Source organism: Kitasatospora paranensis (assembly GCF_039544005.1).
Classification (GTDB): domain Bacteria; phylum Actinomycetota; class Actinomycetes; order Streptomycetales; family Streptomycetaceae; genus Kitasatospora; species Kitasatospora paranensis.
In genome coordinates this window covers 5508058-5524763 of record NZ_BAABKV010000001.1, presented here as the reverse complement: position 1 = coordinate 5524763, position 16706 = coordinate 5508058, and the positions used below count along the sequence as shown (strand labels likewise).

Sequence of the window (16706 nt, the reverse complement as noted above, 5' to 3'; positions counted from 1 at the left end):
GCCGGTGCGCCGCGTCAGTGCAGGTCGTGACCGGTGGAGCCGCCGTTGTCGCGGCGGTCCAGCGCGCGCTGGAGGGCGACGGCGGCGTTGCGCGGGGTGGGCTCGGCGCGGCGGCGGCGGCGCGGGGCGCGGGTGTCGGTGGCGGCGGTGGCGTGGCGGTCGGCGACGGTGGGCATACCGGCTCCTTGGTGCATGCGTCCGTGGGGGACGCCGAGGGTGGGGAGGGTGGGTACGCCGGAGGGGTCACCTGCCGATGCGCGTACGCGCGCACACGGGCCGGACCCCCTGGGCTTGCAGGGGCGGCTCACCGTATGGCTCTTTCACGGTACGACGCCGGGCCGACGTTGTCTGCACGAATAGTTGGATTTCCTAGTATCTGAGACGCGGACGGCCGCCGACAGGACAGGGCCCGGACCGCCGAGGCGGTCCGGGCCCTGGTCACAGGCCTGGTGCGGGCTCAGCCGAGGTTCACCGCGCGGGCGAACTTGGCGCCGATCTCGGCCGCGATGGCGTTCAGCACGTCCTGCGAGATCTCGCTGTCGACGGTGAGCGAGGCGAGCGCGCCGGAGCCGTCCCGGGCGACCTGCATGCCGGCGATGTTGATGCCGGCGTCGCCGAGGATGCGGCCGAGGGTGCCGACCACGCCCGGGCGGTCCTCGTAGGTGAAGAAGGCCATGTGGTCGGTGAGCGCCACGTCCACGTCGAAGCCGTCCACACCGACGATCTTCTGCGTCTGCTTCGGGCCGGAGAGGGTGCCGGAGATGGCGACCTCGCCGCCGTCGGCCAGGGTGCCGCGGACGGTGATGACGTTGCGGTGCTCGGGGCTCTCGCTGGAGGTCGTCAGACGGACCTCGACGCCGCGCTCCTGGGCGAACAGCGGGGCGTTGACGTAGGACACCGTCTCGGCCACCACGTCCTCGAACACGCCCTTGAGGGCGGAGAGTTCGAGCACCTTGACGTCGTGCTGGGTGATCTCGCCGCGGACCTCGACATCGAGGCGGACGGCGACCTCGCCGGCCAGCGCGGTGAAGATCCGGCCGAGCTTCTCGGCGAGCGGCAGGCCGGGCCGGACGTCCTCGGCGATCACGCCGCCCTGGACGTTGACCGCGTCCGGCACGAGCTCGCCGGCGAGCGCGAGGCGCACCGACTTGGCGACGGCGATGCCGGCCTTCTCCTGGGCCTCGTCGGTGGAGGCGCCCAGGTGCGGGGTGGCGACCACGTTGTCGAAGGCGAACAGCGGGGAGTCGGTGCACGGCTCCTTGGCGTAGACGTCGAGGCCGGCGCCGGCCACCCGACCGTCCTTGAGCGCGCTGGCGAGCGCGGCCTCGTCCACGATGCCGCCGCGGGCGGCGTTGACGATGCGGACGGTCGGCTTGACCTTGTGCAGCGCCTCGTCGCCGATCAGGCCGATCGTCTCGGGGGTCTTGGGGAGGTGGACGGTGATGAAGTCCGCCACCTCCAGCAGCTCCTCCAGCGAGACCAGCTTGACGCCCATCTGGGCCGCGCGGGCGGCCTGGATGTAGGGGTCGTACGCGACGATCTTCATGCCGAAGGCGGACATCCGCTGCGCGACCAGGACGCCGATGCGGCCGAGGCCGACCACGCCGAGCACCTTCTCGGAGAGCTCCACGCCGGTGTACTTGTTGCGCTTCCACTCGCCCTGCTTGAGGGCGGCGTTGGCCGGCGCGATGTGCCGGGCGCTGGCGATCAGCAGACCGCAGGCGAGCTCGGCGGCGGTCACGATGTTGGAGGTCGGCGCGTTGACGACCATCACGCCGGCCTTGGTGGCGGCGGAGACGTCGACGTTGTCGAGGCCGACACCGGCCCGGGCGACGACCTTGAGCTTCTTGGCGGCGGCCAGGGCCTCGGCGTCCACCTTCGTCGCGGAGCGGATCAGGATCGCGTCCACGTCGGCGATGGCGGTGAGCAGCTCGGTGCGGTCCGCCCCGTTGCAGTGGCGGATCTCGAAGTCGGGACCGAGGGCGTCGACAGTGGCGGGCGACAGCTCTTCGGCGATGAGTACTACGGATTTGCTCACGACAGTGTGTCCTTAACTGTCCGGTTCACCCCGGCACGTAGGTGGCGTGACCGAGCGGGGGAAGGTGGCATGCCGCGTAGCTAGACGCACGACGCTGTGGGCCTGACGCGCACTCGGAAGTGTATCGGCGGGCAGTGGGCCGGGCTGCTCCCGTCCGGCGAAATCACCCGGACGGGAACAGCCGCGGTGTACAAGGGGAAGACCCCCGGGAGGTGCTTACGCCTCCTCGTCGACCCAGCTCATCAGCTTGCGGAGCTTCTTGCCGGTGGTCTCCAGCAGGTGCTCCGAGTCGGCGTTCTTGTACTCGTTGTACTTGGGCAGACCCGCCTTGTACTCCGCGATCCAGGTGTTGGCGAAGGTGCCGTCCTGGATCTCGGCGAGGACCTTCTTCATCTCGGCCTTGGTGTCGGCGGTGATGATGCGGGGGCCGGTGACGTAGTCGCCCCACTCGGCGGTCTCGGAGATCGACCAGCGCATCTTCTCCAGGCCGCCCTCGTACATGAGGTCGACGATGAGCTTCAGCTCGTGCAGGCACTCGAAGTAGGCGATCTCCGGCTGGTAGCCGGCCTCGACCAGGGTCTCGAAACCGGCCTTGACCAGGGCGGCGGTGCCACCGCAGAGGACGGCCTGCTCACCGAACAGGTCGGTCTCGGTCTCCTCGGTGAAGGTGGTCTTGATGACGCCGGCCTTGGTGGCGCCGATGCCCTTGGCGTACGAGAGCGCGAGCTCGAAGCCCTTGCCGGTGGCGTCCTGCTCGACGGCCACGATCGCGGGGACGCCGCGACCCTCCTCGTACTGGCGGCGGACGAGGTGGCCCGGGCCCTTCGGGGCGACCATGCAGACGTCGACGTCGGCCGGCGGGGTGATGAAGCCGAAGCGGATGTTGAGGCCGTGGCCGAAGAAGAGGGCGTCGCCCGCCTTCAGGTTCGGCTCGATGGCCTCCTTGTACACGTCGCCCTGGATCGGGTCCGGAACGAGGATCATGATGACGTCGGCCTCGGCCGCGGCCTCGGACGGGGTGACGACGCGCAGGCCGGCCTCCTCCGCCTTGGCACGGGACTTGGAGCCCTCCAGGAGACCGACGCGGACGTCCACGCCCGAGTCGCGCAGCGACAGCGCGTGGGCGTGGCCCTGGCTGCCGTAGCCGATGACCGCGACCTTGCGGCCCTGGATGATGGACAGGTCGGCGTCGTCTTCGTAGAACAGCTCGGCCACGGGGGCACATCTCCTTGCGTGATGGTGATGCCGGGTGGTGCGGTCTCCACCGTAGTTCGACCCGGCGGGGTGTGGGGCGGTGCTTCAGGGGTGAGACAGCGGGGGGCGCGCGCGCGGCACGCCCCCGCGGGGGCGGCCGGCTACGCGCTGCGGTCGAGGGCGCGCAGCGAGCGGTCGGTGATCGACCGGGCACCGCGCCCGATCGCCACCAGGCCGGACTGCACGAGCTCCTTGATGCCGTACGGCTCCAGCATCCGGAGCATGGCCTCCAGCTTGTCGCTGCTGCCGGTGGCCTCGATGGTCACCGCGTCGGGCGACACGTCGACGGTCTTGGCACGGAAGAGCTGGACGATCTCGACGATCTGCGAGCGGGAGTCGGCGTCCGCGCGGACCTTCACCAGGACCAGCTCGCGCTGGACGGCCTGGGCCTGGTCCAGCTCGACGATCTTTATCACGTTGACCAGCTTGTTGAGCTGCTTGGTCACCTGCTCCAGCGGGAGGTCCTCGACGTTGACCACGATGGTCATCCGGGAGATGTCCGGGTGCTCGGTCGGGCCGACGGCGAGGGAGTCGATGTTGAACCCCCGACGGGAGAACAGCGAGGCGATGCGGGCGAGCACGCCGGGCTTGTTCTCGACCAGGACGGAGAGGGTGTGCTTGGACATGACGGTCATTGGCTCTCTATCTGTCCTGTGGGGCGTCAGTCGAGGTCGTCGCCGAAGTCCGGGCGCACGTCCCGGGCGGCGAGGATCTCGTCGTTGCTGGTGCCGGCGGCCACCATCGGCCAGACCATGGCGTCCTGGTGGACGATGAAGTCGATGACGACCGGGCGGTCGTTGATCTCCATCGCCTGCTTGATCACCGCGTCCAGGTCCTCCGGGCGCTCGCAGCGCAGGCCGACGCAGCCCATCGCCTCGGAGAGCAGCACGAAGTCCGGGATCCGGGTGCCCTGGGCCGGCGGCTCCTTGCCGTCGTGGTCCGGGCCGGCGTGCAGCACGGTGTTGGAGTAGCGCTGGTTGTAGAAGAGCGTCTGCCACTGGCGGACCATGCCGAGCGAGCCGTTGTTGATGACGGCGACCTTGATCGGGATGTTGTTCAGTGCGCAGGTGACGAGTTCCTGGTTGGTCATCTGGAAGCAGCCGTCGCCGTCGATCGCCCAGACCGGGGTGTCCGGCATGCCGGCCTTGGCGCCCATGGCGGCCGGAACGGCGTAGCCCATGGTGCCCGCGCCGCCGGAGTTCAGCCAGGTGGCGGGCTTCTCGAAGGCGATGAACTGGCTGGCCCACATCTGGTGCTGGCCGACGCCCGCCGCGTAGATGGCCTCCGGGCCGACCAGTTGGCCGATCCGCTCGATGACCTGCTGCGGGGAGAGCTCGCCGGCCGGGGCCGGCTCGTAGCCGAGCGGGTAGGTCTTCTTCCAGTCGTTGAGCTTGGTCCACCAGTCCGCGTAGTCGCTGCGGTGGCCGGCGTCGTACTCGGCCTGGACGGCGACGATCAGGTCGGCCAGCACCTCGCGGGCGTCGCCGACGATCGGCACGTCGGCCGGGCGGTTCTTGCCGATCTCGGCCGGGTCGATGTCGGCGTGCACGACCTTGGCGTACGGCGCGAAGCTGTCCAGCTTGCCGGTGACCCGGTCGTCGAAGCGGGCGCCGAGGGTGAAGAGCAGGTCGGCCTTCTGCAGGGCGGTGACGGCCGGGACGGAGCCGTGCATGCCGGGCATGCCCAGGTGCTGCGGGTGGCTGTCGGGGAAGACGCCGATCGCCATCAGGGTGGTGACGACGGGGGCGCCGGTCAGCTCGGCGAGGATCCGCAGCTCGGCGCTGGCCTGGGCCTTGAGCACGCCGCCGCCGACGTAGAGCACCGGCTTCTTCGCGGAGACCAGCAGCTTGGCGGCCTCGCGGATCTGCTTGGCGTGCGGCTTGGTCACCGGGCGGTAGCCGGGCAGCGAGGTCTCGACCGGCCAGCGGAAGACGGTGGTGGACTGCAGGGCGTCCTTGGCGATGTCGACCAGGACGGGGCCGGGGCGGCCGGTGGCGGCGATGTGGAAGGCCTCGGCGATCACCCGGGGGATCTCGGCGGCGTCGGTCACCAGGAAGTTGTGCTTGGTGATCGGCATGGTGATGCCGCAGATGTCCGCCTCCTGGAAGGCGTCGGTGCCGATCGCCTTGGAGGCGACCTGGCCGGTGATCGCGACGATCGGCACGGAGTCCATGTAGGCGTCGGCGATCGGGGTCACCAGGTTGGTGGCGCCGGGGCCCGAGGTGGCCATGCAGACGCCGACCCGGCCGGTGGCCTGCGCGTAGCCGGTGGCCGCGTGGCCGGCACCCTGCTCGTGGCGGACCAGGATGTGGCGGACCTTGGTGGAGTCCATCAGCGGGTCGTAGGCCGGGAGGATCGCGCCGCCGGGGATCCCGAAGACGGTGTCCGCGCCCACGGCTTCGAGCGAGCGGATGAGCGACTGCGCTCCGGTCATGGTCTCGACGGTCGTCTGGGGACCCGGAGCGTGGGCTGCCGGGGTGTCCCCGCGGCGGGGGAGGCGGCGTGCTCAGTCATCTGCCTGTCTCTTCTCGGGTTCTGCCGGCCCGGGCAGTTGAGGGTCCTGCCGTGCGGTGGGCCGATCTCCGGCTCTGCCCCAATCGTCCCGATTCATGACGGCTGGGGCCAGTGGTCTGGCATGGGTGGAGCGGTTCGCGTGCAACAAAAAACCCCTCGTGCCCAGGGCATGCGAGGGGTGGCGCGTCGGCCTGTCCGAAGTGGAGCACAGGGGCCCACTCAGCCGACGCGCCCGCCAAGTACGAGAATTCGGGTGCGCATGGCACCGACCTTCCTCCCCTGCGGTGTCGGGTGTCAAGCTGGTGGGATGGCCGTCTCGCCATGCGGACCCCCTGCCGGACCACCCACCGCGTGCCGTTCCGGCAGGTCGGAGGGGTGTGCTGGTGCCCGGGCCGGGCCGGACCGGCCTCGCCCCGGCCACCCGGACGGGGGTCCGCGCCCAGGTGCGGCCGCCGCCCGGCGAGCCCCCGAGCGGCCGCGGCAGCGGGTAGGCGCGGCGGGCCAGCGCCCGGCGCAGCCGGGGCTCGTCGAGCGGGGGCGCGAAGGCCGGGCCCTGGGCCTGCCGGCAGCCCAGCTCCTGCAGGACGGCGGCCTGCCGCGGGTGGTCCACGCCCTCGGCCGCCGTCACCAGCCCGAGGTCCCGGCCGAGACGGAGCGCATGACCGGCCAGCGCCCGGGTCAGCGCCGAGTCGGCGATGTCCTGGACGAGGCTGCGGTCCAGGCGCAGGGTGTCGAACGGCAGCCGGGCGAGCGCCCGCAGCGAGCCACCGCCCGCCCCGAAGCCGCCGACCGCGGTGGCCACCCCGAGCCGGCGCAGCGCCGCCAGCCGCCGGCCGACCTCGTCGGCGCTGTGGTCCGGGCCCGTCCGGGCCAGCTCCACCACGAGCTGGTCGGCGGGCAGGCCGCTCTCGCGCAGGGCGGCCGCCACCGTCTCGTACAGACCGGGGGCGCAGAGCCGCTCGGCGGACAGCCCGACCCAGACCGGGACGGCGCCGGCCCGGTCGCGTCTGCGGGCCCCGGCGGCGGCCACCGCCTCCTGGAGCATCCAGCGGGCGAAGCGGGCGGCCGCGTCCCCTGCTCCGCGGTGCGCAGGAACTCGGCGGGGGTGAGCAGCAGGCCCTGGGCGGACCGCCAGCGGGCCTGGGCGTCGACGCCGACCACCAGGCCGGTGGCGAGGTCCACGACCGGCTGGTGGAGCAGGGTGAAGCCGCCCTCCCGGACGGCGGTGCGCAGCCGGCCCTCCAGCTCGCTGCGGCGTTCGACGTCGGCGCGCATCGCCGGGGAGTAGAGCACCACCCGGCCCTTGCCGGCGGACTTGGCGCGGTACATGGCGAGGTCGGCGTTGCGCAGCAGCTCGTCGGTGCCGGCCTTGGGGTCGGCGCCGGCGGCCGCCGGGCCGCGGGCGATGGCGATGCCGATGCTGGCGGCGACGCCGAGTTCGGCCCCGGCGATCCGGTACGGCGCGCCGAGCGCGGCACGGACCCGCTCGGCCAGCTCCTGCACGGCGTCGGCGTCCAGGCGCCCGCTCACCAGCACCGCGAACTCGTCGCCGCCGAAGCGGGCGACCGTGTCGCCGGAGCGGACGGCCCGGCGCAGCCGTCCCGCGGCCTGCACGAGGAGTTCGTCGCCGGCCTGGTGGCCGACGCTGTCGTTGACGGCCTTGAAGCCGTCCAGGTCGACGAAGAGGACGGCGACGGTACGGCCGGGATCACCCGCCCCGCGGGCCGGGCCGGCCGCCCGGTCGCCGAGCGCGCCGCCGACCCGCTGGGCGAACAGCGAGCGGTTGGGCAGGTCGGTCAGCGGGTCGTGGAAGGCGTTGTGCTGGAGCTGGGCCTGGAGCCTGACCCGCTCGGTGACGTCCCGGCTGTTGAGGATCAGGCCGTCGCGGTGGCGGTTGACGGTGGACTCCACGTGCAGCCACTCGCCGGCGCCGGAGCGGATCCGGCACTCCACCCGGGCGGACGGCTCGGCGCTCTCGGCCCGGCCGGCGAGGTGGCCGCGGGCGACGAAGCGCCTGACCTCGCGCAGGACCCGGTCGACGTCCTCGGGGTGGACGAGGTTGAGCAGGTTGCCGCCGACCAGCTGCTCGGGGTCGCGGCCGTACACGCCGAGGGCGGCCGGGGAGACGTAGGAGAGCACGCCGTTCGCCCCGGCGATCATGATGACGTCGCTGGAGCCCTGCACCAGGGAGCGGAAGTGCGCCTCCTTGTGGGCGAGCTCCTGGGCCAGCGAGAGGTTGTCGAGCAGCATCACGCCCTGCCGCACGATCAGGGCCAGCCCGACCGTGGCGGCGGCCGCGAGTACCACCCGGTCGACGGGGTGGCCGCCGCCCAGGGCGTTGTAGAGGATGCCGGCGGTGCAGACCGCGGCGGCCGCGTACGGGGTGAGCGCGCTGAAGGTGGAGGCGACCCGGCGGCGCGGCAGGCCGCCCGCGGACGGGTGCTCGCGGGCGTGCCGGCGGGCGTCCGGCGACCAGGGCGCCCAGGCGAGCAGCAGGCTGCCCGCGAACCAGCCGGCGTCCAGCAGCTCGCCCGAGTGGTAGCTGCTGCGCAGCTCCGGCGAGGTGAACAGGGCGTCGCAGACGACGGTCACCGCCAGGCCCACCATCGCGGTGTGCACGGCGGCGCGGTTGCCGTCCCGGCCCCGGAACCGGAGGCCGACGACCAGGCTGACCAGCAGGATGTCCATCACCGGGTAGGCCAGGGCGAGGGCCACCCGCAGCGGGTCGCCGGAGTCGCCCTGCGCGGTGCGGCCGAGGGCCAGGCTCCAGCTCAGGGTGAACAGCGAGCCGGCGACCAGCCAGCCGTCCAGCAGCAGGCAGAGCCAGCCGGCGGGGGTGCGGGGCCGCTGGGCGAGCACCAGCAGGCCGGTGATCGCGAGCGGGGCGAACAGCAGGAAGGCGTAGTCGGCTGGGGAGTCCGGCGGCAGCGGGGCGTGCAGCACGATCTCGTACCAGCCCCAGGCGCCGTTGCCGAAGGCGACGGTGGCCGAGGAGAGGCCGAACAGCACCCAGGCGGAGCGGGCCGGGCCGGTGACCCGGACGCTGTGCACCAGGCAGGAGAGCGCGGCCGCCAGGGCGGCGGCGGCGAGGCCGAAGTCACCCATGAAGAGGGAGAGTCCGCGCGATCCCCAGCCGACCGCCGCACCGGCGGCGTAACCGGTACAGAGCAGCACGAGCAGGCCGGCCGGGACGCTCTCGGTGCGGGTGAGCCGGGCCAGCAGCCGCCGGGGCCGGCCCGGCGGGCCGGGCTGTGCGGGAAGGGGCACCGCGACGGAGGGCGCGGTGGTGGGGGTGCGGCGGGCAGCACCGCATCGGCGGAGTTCACTCGACATCTCCCCCTCCGGCCCGGGCTCGTCCACGCCCGGACCTCGGTCGTACGGCTGCCGGCGCGAGCTGACGCGACGTCACCACACTGTCGCAGTAGGCCCGTTGTGCCGTGCCGCACCGGTGTTCCCACTCGTGACACTACACCACTTCGGTCACTCAATGACACGCAGTCTCAACTTAGAGTAATGGCGTGGGCGTGCGTGCAGCCTCCGGCGGCGCCGCGACACGGGGGCCACCGGACCGTACGGGAGCACCGGGGGCGGACGGGCGCCCGCCGCGTGCTGCGCGCGCCCCCGTTCGGCCCAGTCCGCGGCCGCCCGCTCCGGTCCGCCGCTCCGGTCCGCCGGGTCGGTCAGCGCCCGTCGGGGCCGAACAGCCGCAGCCGGTGGGCCACCGCGGCCGCTTCCCCTCGGCCGGCCACCCCGAGCTTGGCCAGGATGTTGGAGACGTGCACGCTGGCCGTCTTCGGCGAGATGTACAGCTCCTGCGCCACCTGCCGGTTGGTGCGGCCCAGGGTCAGCAGCTGCAGCACGTCGAGCTCCCGCGGGGTGAGGCCGAGCGCCTGCTCGGGCGCCGGCAGGGCCGGCCGCTGCCGCGGGGCGTCCTCGGCCAGGGCGAGGTGGGCCCGTTCGGCGAGGTGGGCGGCCTCCGCCGCCAGGTGCCGGTCGCCGCGGCCGGCCGCGACCGCGGCGGCCTCCCGGAGCAGGCCGGCCGCCTCGTCGCGCTGCCCGGCGGCGGCCGCGCTCTCGGCGGCCCGCAGCAGCGCCAGGTCCAGCGGGTGCGGCAGCCCGGCGGGCCGCAGGACGTCCACGGCGGCCCGCCAGTGGCCGGCCGCGACGGCCTCCTCGCCCCGGGCCCGGGCCAGTTCGCCGGCCAGCAGGGCGGCCCAGCCCCGGTGCAGCGGCGCGGTGCCCGGCGCCGGGGCGGCCTCGGCGATCCGGCGCAGCACCCCGGCCCGGCCCGGCTCCGCGGCGGGCAGCGCCCGGGCGTCCGCCTCGGCCGCGGCGGCCGCGGCCAGCAGCGGCAGCACGGTGCCGCAACTGCCCGTCGGCAGGCCCGCGTCGAGCACGGCCAGCAGCTCGGCGCGGGCGTCCAGGGGCCGGCCCTGCCGGACGGCGACGGCGACGGCGATCCGCGCGGCCGGCAGGACGTGCTGCGGCTGGTCGCTGTGGCGGGCGCCGCGGGAGCGTGCGAGGTGGTCCGCGGCGGCGGCCGGGTCGCCGTCCAGCAGGGCGAGTTCGGCGCGCAGCCGGAACCGGAACTCGTGGTTGGAGTCGCGCGCCGGGTCGCCCTCCCAGGCGTCCAGCACCTCACCGGCCCGGGCCCTGCGCCCGATCGCGATCAGGGCCTCCACCAGGTTGCCGGTGAGGATCGCGCCGGTGTTGCCGAGCAGGCCGGTGCGGCCGGCCGCCTCCAGGCCCTGCCCGGCGGTCTCCGCCGCCTGCGCGGGGCGGCCGATGTCGTTGAGCAGGCTGGCCAGGTTGTTCAGGCCGCGCAGGTACAGGTCCGGGGTGCCGAGCGGGCGGGTCCGCTCCACGGCGTCGGTGAGCATCGCGAGAGCGGCCTCGGGGTCGCCGAAGTCGGCGGTCAGCCCGGCCAGCGTCATCCGGGCGTGCTGCTCGACGCCGTCCGCGCCGACCGCGCGGGCGATCGTGGCGGCCCGCTCGGCGAGCTCCAGGTGGCGGCGCTCGGGCCGGCGCAGCATCGCGTGCGCGGCCTCCAGGGCGAGCACCTCGGCCTGCACCGCGGACGGCCCGAGGCCGCCCACCAGGTCGTGCGCGTAGTCGAGTTCGGCGGTGCCGCCGCTGCGGTGCAGGTGTCCGAGCATCCGGGCGCGCTGCACCCGGAACCAGGCGGCCCGGCTGGGGCTGCGCTGCTCGTCGACCATGCCGAGCGCCCGCTTGGCCAGGCTCAGGCCGCGCTCGCGGTCGCCGCTGCGGCGGGCCGCGACCACCGCCTCGGCGAGGACGTCGACCAACTGCAGCCGTACGCAGGCGTCGTGGTCGTGCGGGCCGTCCGGGCAGCTGCACGGCGGGTAGGTGTCGGCCCAGTCGTACGGGCGCAGGGTGTCCGCCATGGTCTCCTCGGAGACCCCGTCCCAGAGCTCCAGGGCGCGTTCCAGCATCCGCAACTGCTCGGCGAAGGCGTTGCGGCGGCGGGCCGCGCGGGCAGCGTCCAGGGCGGCCGGCAGGGCCGTCCCGGGTCGTGCGCGTGGTACCAGTAGTTGGCCAGCCGGGCCGGCCGGACCTCCGCGCCGACCAGGGCCGGGTCCACCTCCAGGGCCGTCGCGAAGCGGCGGTTGATGCGGTGCCGCTCGCCGGGCAGCAGGTCGTCCGAGACGGCCTCGCGGACGAGCGCGTGCCGGAAGCGGTAGCCCTCGCCGTCGGTGTCCGGGCGCAGGATGTTCGCGCCGACGGCCGTGCGCAGCGCCTCGATCAGCGGCTCCTCGCCCTCGTCCAGGACGGCGGCCAGCAGCTCGTGCTCGACGCAGGAGCCGCCCTCGGCGGCGATCCGCAGCACGCGCTGGGTGTCGTCGGGCAGCGCCTCGACGCGGACCAGCAGGATGTCGCGCAGCGAGTCGGTGAGCCCGGCGGGACAGCCCTGCTGGTGGGCGGCGGCGAGCTCCTCGACGAAGAACGGGTTGCCCTCGGAGCGGCCGTGGATCCGCTCGACGAGGGCCAGGTCGGGCGCCGGCACCCCGAGGATGCCGGCCAGCTGGTCGGACACCTCGGGCCGGCTGAACCGGTCGAGCTCCAGGCGCTGCACGGTGCGCTGCCGCTCCAGGCCGGCCAGGAAGGGCCGCAGCGGGTGGCGGCGGTGCAGGTCGTCGGTGCGGTAGGTGGCGAGGATCAGTACCCGGGCCCGGTGCAGGGTCCGGATCAGGTAGGCGAGCAGCTCGCGGGTGGAGCGGTCCGACCAGTGCAGGTCCTCGACCACCAGGACGAGGGTGCGGTCCGCGCCGAGGCGCTCGAAGAGCCGCTCGGTGTGCTCGAACAGCCGGGCCCGGCCGTACTCGTCGTTGGGCTCGCCGTCGAGCTCGCCGAAGTCCGGCAGCAGCCGGGCGAGATGGCCCTCCATCCCGTGGGCGGCCCGCTCCAGCTCGGCGCCCAGCCGGCGGTGCAGCCGGCGCAGGGCGGTCGCCAGCGGTGCGTAGGGCAGCCCCTCGGCGCCGATCTCCAGGCAGCCGCCCAGGGCGGTGGCGGCGCCGCCGGCGGCCGCGGTCGCCAGGAACTCCTCGACCAGCCGGGTCTTGCCGACCCCGGCCTCGCCGCCGATGAGCACGGCCTGCGGGTCGCCAGCGTCCGCCCGGCGCAGCGCGGCGGCCAGGGCCTCGCTCTCGGTGCCGCGGCCGACGAAGACGGGGCTCACCGACAGCTGTTCCATGGCGGCGAGCATGCCACAGGGCCCGGCCGGGTTCAGAAGGGTTTTCCCGTGCCCCGGACGGCCGGAAGGGGAGGCGCCCAAGGCGTCCTCCCCTTCCTCGCCCGGCCCGGCGGCCGGGTCGTGCCGTTCTGTCAGCATTCGACCGGGCGGGCCGGGCGGCGGCGGGCCGGCCGGTCGCCCGCGGCGAGCCGGCGGAACAGCCCGGCGCGCCGGACGCTGCCGCCGGCCGAGGCCGCCTCCTTGGCCATCCGGGCCTGCTCGGCCTGGTCGCGCAGTTCCCGCTGCCGCTGCTGGATGAGCTCGTACTCGATCATCGTGGTCCCCTCGTTCGTCGTCGAGAACGAGCCTCCTCCCCAAGGAGGGGACGGCGCATCGGCACCATGCCGGATCCTGCCCGGGACGGGCGCCCTAGGGACGGGGCCGCGGAGCCTTACCCGGCGGGCGCGGCCCGGTGCGGGGCGCCCGGAAGGCCGGGAACGCCGGGAATGCCCGAGGGCCCGCCCGGTCGGCACGACCGGACGGGCCCTCGGGCATCCCTAGGCGTCCTCAGACGGCGAGCCGCTCCAGGATCAGGTCCTTCACCCGGGCCGCGTCGGCCTGGCCGCGGGTGGCCTTCATGACGGCGCCGACGAGGGCGCCGACCGCCTGGACCTTGCCGTCGCGGATCTTCGCGGCGACGTCCGGGTTGTCGGCGATGGCCTGGTCGACGGCCGCGCCGAGGGCGGAGTCGTCCGAGACGACGGCCAGGCCCCGCTGGGCCACGACCTCGTCCGGGTCGCCCTCGCCCGCGAGCACGCCCTCGATGACCTGGCGGGCCAGCTTGTCGTTCAGCTTGCCCTCCGCGACGAGCGCGCAGACCCGGGCCACCTGGACCGGGGTGATGGGCTGCTCGGCGAGGTCGGTGCCGGCCTCGTTGGCCCGGCGGGCCAGCTCGCCCAGCCACCACTTGCGGGCCTGGTCGGCGGGGGCGCCGGCGGCGACGGTCTCCAGGATCGGCGCGACCGCGCCGGCGTTGAGCACCGCCTGCATGTCCTGGTCGGACAGGCCCCACTCGGCCTGCAGCCGGGCCCGGCGGACCCGCGGGAGCTCGGGCAGCGAGGCCCGGATCTCCTCGACCCACTCCCGGGCGGGGGCGATCGGCACGAGGTCGGGCTCCGGGAAGTACCGGTAGTCCTCGGCGTTGTCCTTGATCCGGCCCGAGGTGGTGGTGCCGTTGTCCTCGTGGAAGTGCCGGGTCTCCTGCACGATGGTGCCGCCGTCGGTGAGGACGGTGGCGTGCCGCTGGATCTCGAACCGGGCGGCCCGCTCCACGCTGCGCAGCGAGTTGACGTTCTTCGTCTCGCTGCGGGTGCCGAACTTCTCGGTGCCGTTGGGGCGCAGCGACAGGTTGACGTCGCAGCGCATCTGGCCCTTGTCCATCCGGGCCTCGGAGACGTCCAGGGCCCGGATGAGCTCGCGCAGTTCGGCGACGTAGGCCTTGGCGACCTCCGGGGCCCGCACGCCGGCGCCCTCGATCGGCTTGGTGACGATCTCGATCAGCGGGATGCCGGCCCGGTTGTAGTCGAGCAGCGAGTACTCGGCGCCGTGGATGCGGCCGGTGGCACCGCCGACGTGGGTCGACTTGCCGGTGTCCTCCTCCATGTGGGCGCGCTCGATCTCCACCCGGAAGACCTCGCCGTCCTCCAGCTGCACGTCGAGGTAGCCGTCGAAGGCGATCGGCTCGTCGTACTGGGAGGTCTGGAAGTTCTTCGGCATGTCCGGGTAGAAGTAGTTCTTCCGGGCGAACCGGCACCACTCGGCGATCGAGCAGTTCAGCGCCAGGCCGATCCGGATCGCGGACTCCACGCCCACCGCGTTCACCACCGGCAGCGAGCCGGGCAGGCCGAGGCAGGTCGGGCAGGTCTGGGAGTTCGGCTCGGCGCCGAGCTCGGTCGAGCAGCCGCAGAACATCTTGGTCTTGGTGCCCAGCTCGACGTGGACCTCAAGGCCCATCACCGGGTCGTACGAGGCCAGCGCGTCCTCGTACGAGACCAGGTCAATGGCGCTCACAGCGCCCCCTTCACTAAAAATCTTCGGAGGTGCGGGCCGTCAGCCCAGCAGGACGTCGTCGTCGCCGAGCTGCTTGAGCTCGCGCAGCAGCATGGCGGTGCCGGTGATCAGGGCGGCGGCGCCGGCCAGGGCGTTGATCAGCCGGAGGGTGTCGTGCTCGCCGTTGGCGCGCCTGATGTCCTTGACGATCGAGACCGCGCCGAACGCCGTGGTACCGACGGACAGCCACAGACCGGGCTTGGTGTGCTTGAAGCCTTTTGCCTTAGCCACGGTGCTCACAGTGCCGGTGCCTCCTTCAGCAGGGGGTGTCCCCACTTCTCGTTGAGTGCGGCCTCGACGGCGCCGCCCACGCGGTACAGGCGGTCGTCCGCCATCGCGGGGGCGATGATCTGCAGGCCGACCGGGAGATTGTCCTCCGGGGCCAGGCCGCACGGCAGCGACATGGCCGCGTTGCCCGCCAGGTTCGACGGGATGGTGCACAGGTCCGCGAGGTACATCGCCATCGGGTCGTCGGCGCGCTCGCCGATCGGGAAGGCGGTGGTCGGGGTGGTCGGGGAGACCAGCACGTCCACGCCGGCGAACGCGGCGTCGAAGTCCCGCGAGATCAGGGTGCGGACCTTCTGCGCCGAGCCGTAGTAGGCGTCGTAGTAGCCCGAGGAGAGGGCGTACGTGCCGAGGATGATGCGGCGCTTCACCTCGGGGCCGAAGCCGGCCTCGCGGGTGAGGGCGGTGACCTCCTCGGCGCTGGCGCCGCCGGTGTCGCCGACCCGCAGGCCGTAGCGCATGGCGTCGAAGCGGGCCAGGTTGGACGAGGCCTCGCTGGGCGCGATCAGGTAGTACGCGGGCAGCGCCAGGGTGAACGACGGGCAGGACACCTCGACGACCTCGGCACCGAGCTCGCGGAGCAGCTCGACCGACTCGTTGAAGCGCTGCATCACGCCGGCCTGGTAGCCCTCGCCGGCGAACTCCTTCACCACGCCGACCCGCATGCCGCGGACGTCGCGCATCCGGGCGGCCTCGACCACGGCGGGCACGGGCGCGTCGACGGAGGTGGAGTCCAGCGGGTCGTGCCCGGCGATGGCCTCGTGCAGCAGCGCCGCGTCCAGCACGGTGCGGGCGCAGGGGCCGCCCTGGTCCAGCGAGGACGAGAACGCGACCAGGCCGTAGCGCGAGACGGTGCCATAGGTCGGCTTGACGCCGACGGTGCCGGTGACGGCGCCGGGCTGGCGGATCGAGCCGCCGGTGTCGGTGCCGATGGCGAGCGGGGCCTCGTACGCGGCGAGGGCCGCGGCGGAGCCGCCGCCGGAGCCGCCGGGGATGCGGGTGAGGTCCCACGGGTTGCCGGTCGGGCCGTAGGCGGAGTTCTCGGTGGAGGAGCCCATCGCGAACTCGTCCATGTTGGTCTTGCCGAGGATGACCACGCCGGCGTCCTTCAGACGCGTCGTCAGCGTGGCGTCGTACGGCGGCAGCCAGCCTTCGAGGATCTTCGACCCGCAGGTGGTCGGGATGCCCCGGGTGGTGAAGACGTCCTTGAGCGCGAGCGGGACGCCGGCCAGCGGGCCCAGCTCCTCGCCGCGGGCGCGCTTGTCGTCGACGGCACGGGCGGCCTTGAGCGCGCCCTCGGTGTCGACGTGCAGGAAGGCGTTGACCTTCTTGTCGACGGCGTCGATGCGGTCCAGGTGCGCCTGGGCGACCTCGACGGCGGAGACCTCGCCCGCGGAGATCGCGGCGGCGGTCTCCGCGGCGGTGTAGGTGATCAGCTCGGTCATCGCTCAGTCCTCCCCGAGGATCTGGGGCACACGGAAACGCTGGTCCTCGCTGGCCGGGGCGCCGGAGAGCGCCTGCTCGGGGGTCAGCGACGGCCGCACCTCGTCCGCGCGCATGACGTTGGTCAGCGGCAGCGGGTGGGAGGTCGGCGGGACGTCCTGTCCGGCCACCTCGGAAACGCGGGCGACCGCGCCGATGATCACGTCGAGCTGCTCGGCGAAGTGGTCCAGCTCTTCGGCCTGCAACTCCAGACGCGACAGCCGGGCGAGGTGGGCGACCTCCTCGCGCGTGATGCCAGGCATGCAGCGATCCTCAGGTTCGGGTTCGGTGAGACCGGGGCCTTGCCCGTCCTCTTGGTCTAGGCACACATCC

At 73.6% G+C, this 16706-nt stretch carries 10 protein-coding genes and 2 pseudogenes; all 12 read right to left on the bottom strand.

Annotated elements, in window-relative coordinates; genetic code table 11:
- Positions 1-14: 14 nt before the first annotated feature.
- The 12 genes and pseudogenes from ABEB13_RS26475 to gatC all read right to left on the bottom strand — a co-directional run bounded on the left by ABEB13_RS26475 (position 15) and on the right by gatC (position 16636).
- Positions 15-176 carry a hypothetical protein gene (locus ABEB13_RS26475; RefSeq protein WP_345707479.1) on the bottom strand — a complete coding sequence of 54 codons (162 nt, stop codon included), beginning with the start codon at positions 174-176 and terminating at the stop codon, positions 15-17.
- Between the two features lie 281 nt (positions 177-457).
- Entirely contained in the window at positions 458-2038 is a 1581-nt protein-coding gene (gene serA, locus ABEB13_RS26470) for a phosphoglycerate dehydrogenase (RefSeq protein WP_100888438.1), read from the bottom strand.
- A gap of 216 nt (positions 2039-2254) precedes the next feature.
- Positions 2255-3253: a ketol-acid reductoisomerase gene (gene ilvC / locus ABEB13_RS26465; RefSeq protein WP_100888439.1), complete on the bottom strand. Its 999-nt coding sequence runs from the start codon at positions 3251-3253 to the stop codon at positions 2255-2257.
- Positions 3254-3393: 140 nt separating this feature from the next.
- On the bottom strand, positions 3394-3918 hold the full coding sequence (ilvN, locus tag ABEB13_RS26460; protein ID WP_100892602.1) for an acetolactate synthase small subunit: 525 nt from the start codon (positions 3916-3918) through the stop codon (positions 3394-3396).
- 35 nt (positions 3919-3953) lie between these two features.
- On the bottom strand, positions 3954-5726 hold the full coding sequence (locus ABEB13_RS26455) for an acetolactate synthase large subunit (protein WP_345707478.1): 1773 nt from the start codon (positions 5724-5726) through the stop codon (positions 3954-3956).
- Between the two features lie 444 nt (positions 5727-6170).
- Positions 6171-9139, bottom strand: a pseudogene (locus tag ABEB13_RS26450) (putative bifunctional diguanylate cyclase/phosphodiesterase); the annotation flags it as partial.
- Positions 9140-9486: 347 nt separating this feature from the next.
- Positions 9487-12530, bottom strand: a pseudogene (locus tag ABEB13_RS40760) (helix-turn-helix transcriptional regulator).
- A 119-nt stretch (positions 12531-12649) separates the two neighbouring features.
- The gene (locus tag ABEB13_RS26435; RefSeq protein WP_345707476.1) at positions 12650-12832 is read right to left on the bottom strand and encodes a hypothetical protein; all 183 of its coding nucleotides are present in this window, start codon (positions 12830-12832) and stop codon (positions 12650-12652) included.
- 232 nt (positions 12833-13064) lie between these two features.
- A complete protein-coding gene (gene gatB, locus ABEB13_RS26430; protein ID WP_345707475.1) occupies positions 13065-14567 on the bottom strand; it encodes an Asp-tRNA(Asn)/Glu-tRNA(Gln) amidotransferase subunit GatB in 1503 nt (500 codons plus the stop codon).
- Positions 14568-14606: 39 nt separating this feature from the next.
- The gene (locus ABEB13_RS26425; RefSeq protein WP_345707474.1) at positions 14607-14846 is read right to left on the bottom strand and encodes a hypothetical protein; all 240 of its coding nucleotides are present in this window, start codon (positions 14844-14846) and stop codon (positions 14607-14609) included.
- Entirely contained in the window at positions 14843-16336 is a 1494-nt protein-coding gene (gatA, locus tag ABEB13_RS26420) for an Asp-tRNA(Asn)/Glu-tRNA(Gln) amidotransferase subunit GatA (RefSeq protein ID WP_345707473.1), read from the bottom strand. The genes ABEB13_RS26425 and gatA overlap by 4 nt, the downstream gene beginning before the upstream one ends.
- A gap of 3 nt (positions 16337-16339) precedes the next feature.
- Complete coding sequence (gene gatC, locus ABEB13_RS26415; RefSeq protein ID WP_014138188.1) at positions 16340-16636, bottom strand: Asp-tRNA(Asn)/Glu-tRNA(Gln) amidotransferase subunit GatC; 297 nt, start codon at positions 16634-16636, stop codon at positions 16340-16342.
- Positions 16637-16706: the final 70 nt, after the last annotated feature.

Coding starts and splice junctions, on each gene's coding strand:
- ABEB13_RS26475 (WP_345707479.1), bottom strand. CDS start 176: ATGCCCACCGTCGCCGACCGCCACGCCACCGCCGCCACCGACACCCGC.
- ilvN (WP_100892602.1), bottom strand. CDS start 3,918: ATGTCCAAGCACACCCTCTCCGTCCTGGTCGAGAACAAGCCCGGCGTG.
- ABEB13_RS26455 (WP_345707478.1), bottom strand. CDS start 5,726: ATGACCGGAGCGCAGTCGCTCATCCGCTCGCTCGAAGCCGTGGGCGCG.
- ABEB13_RS26435 (WP_345707476.1), bottom strand. CDS start 12,832: ATGATCGAGTACGAGCTCATCCAGCAGCGGCAGCGGGAACTGCGCGAC.
- gatA (WP_345707473.1), bottom strand. CDS start 16,336: ATGACCGAGCTGATCACCTACACCGCCGCGGAGACCGCCGCCGCGATC.
- gatC (WP_014138188.1), bottom strand. CDS start 16,636: ATGCCTGGCATCACGCGCGAGGAGGTCGCCCACCTCGCCCGGCTGTCG.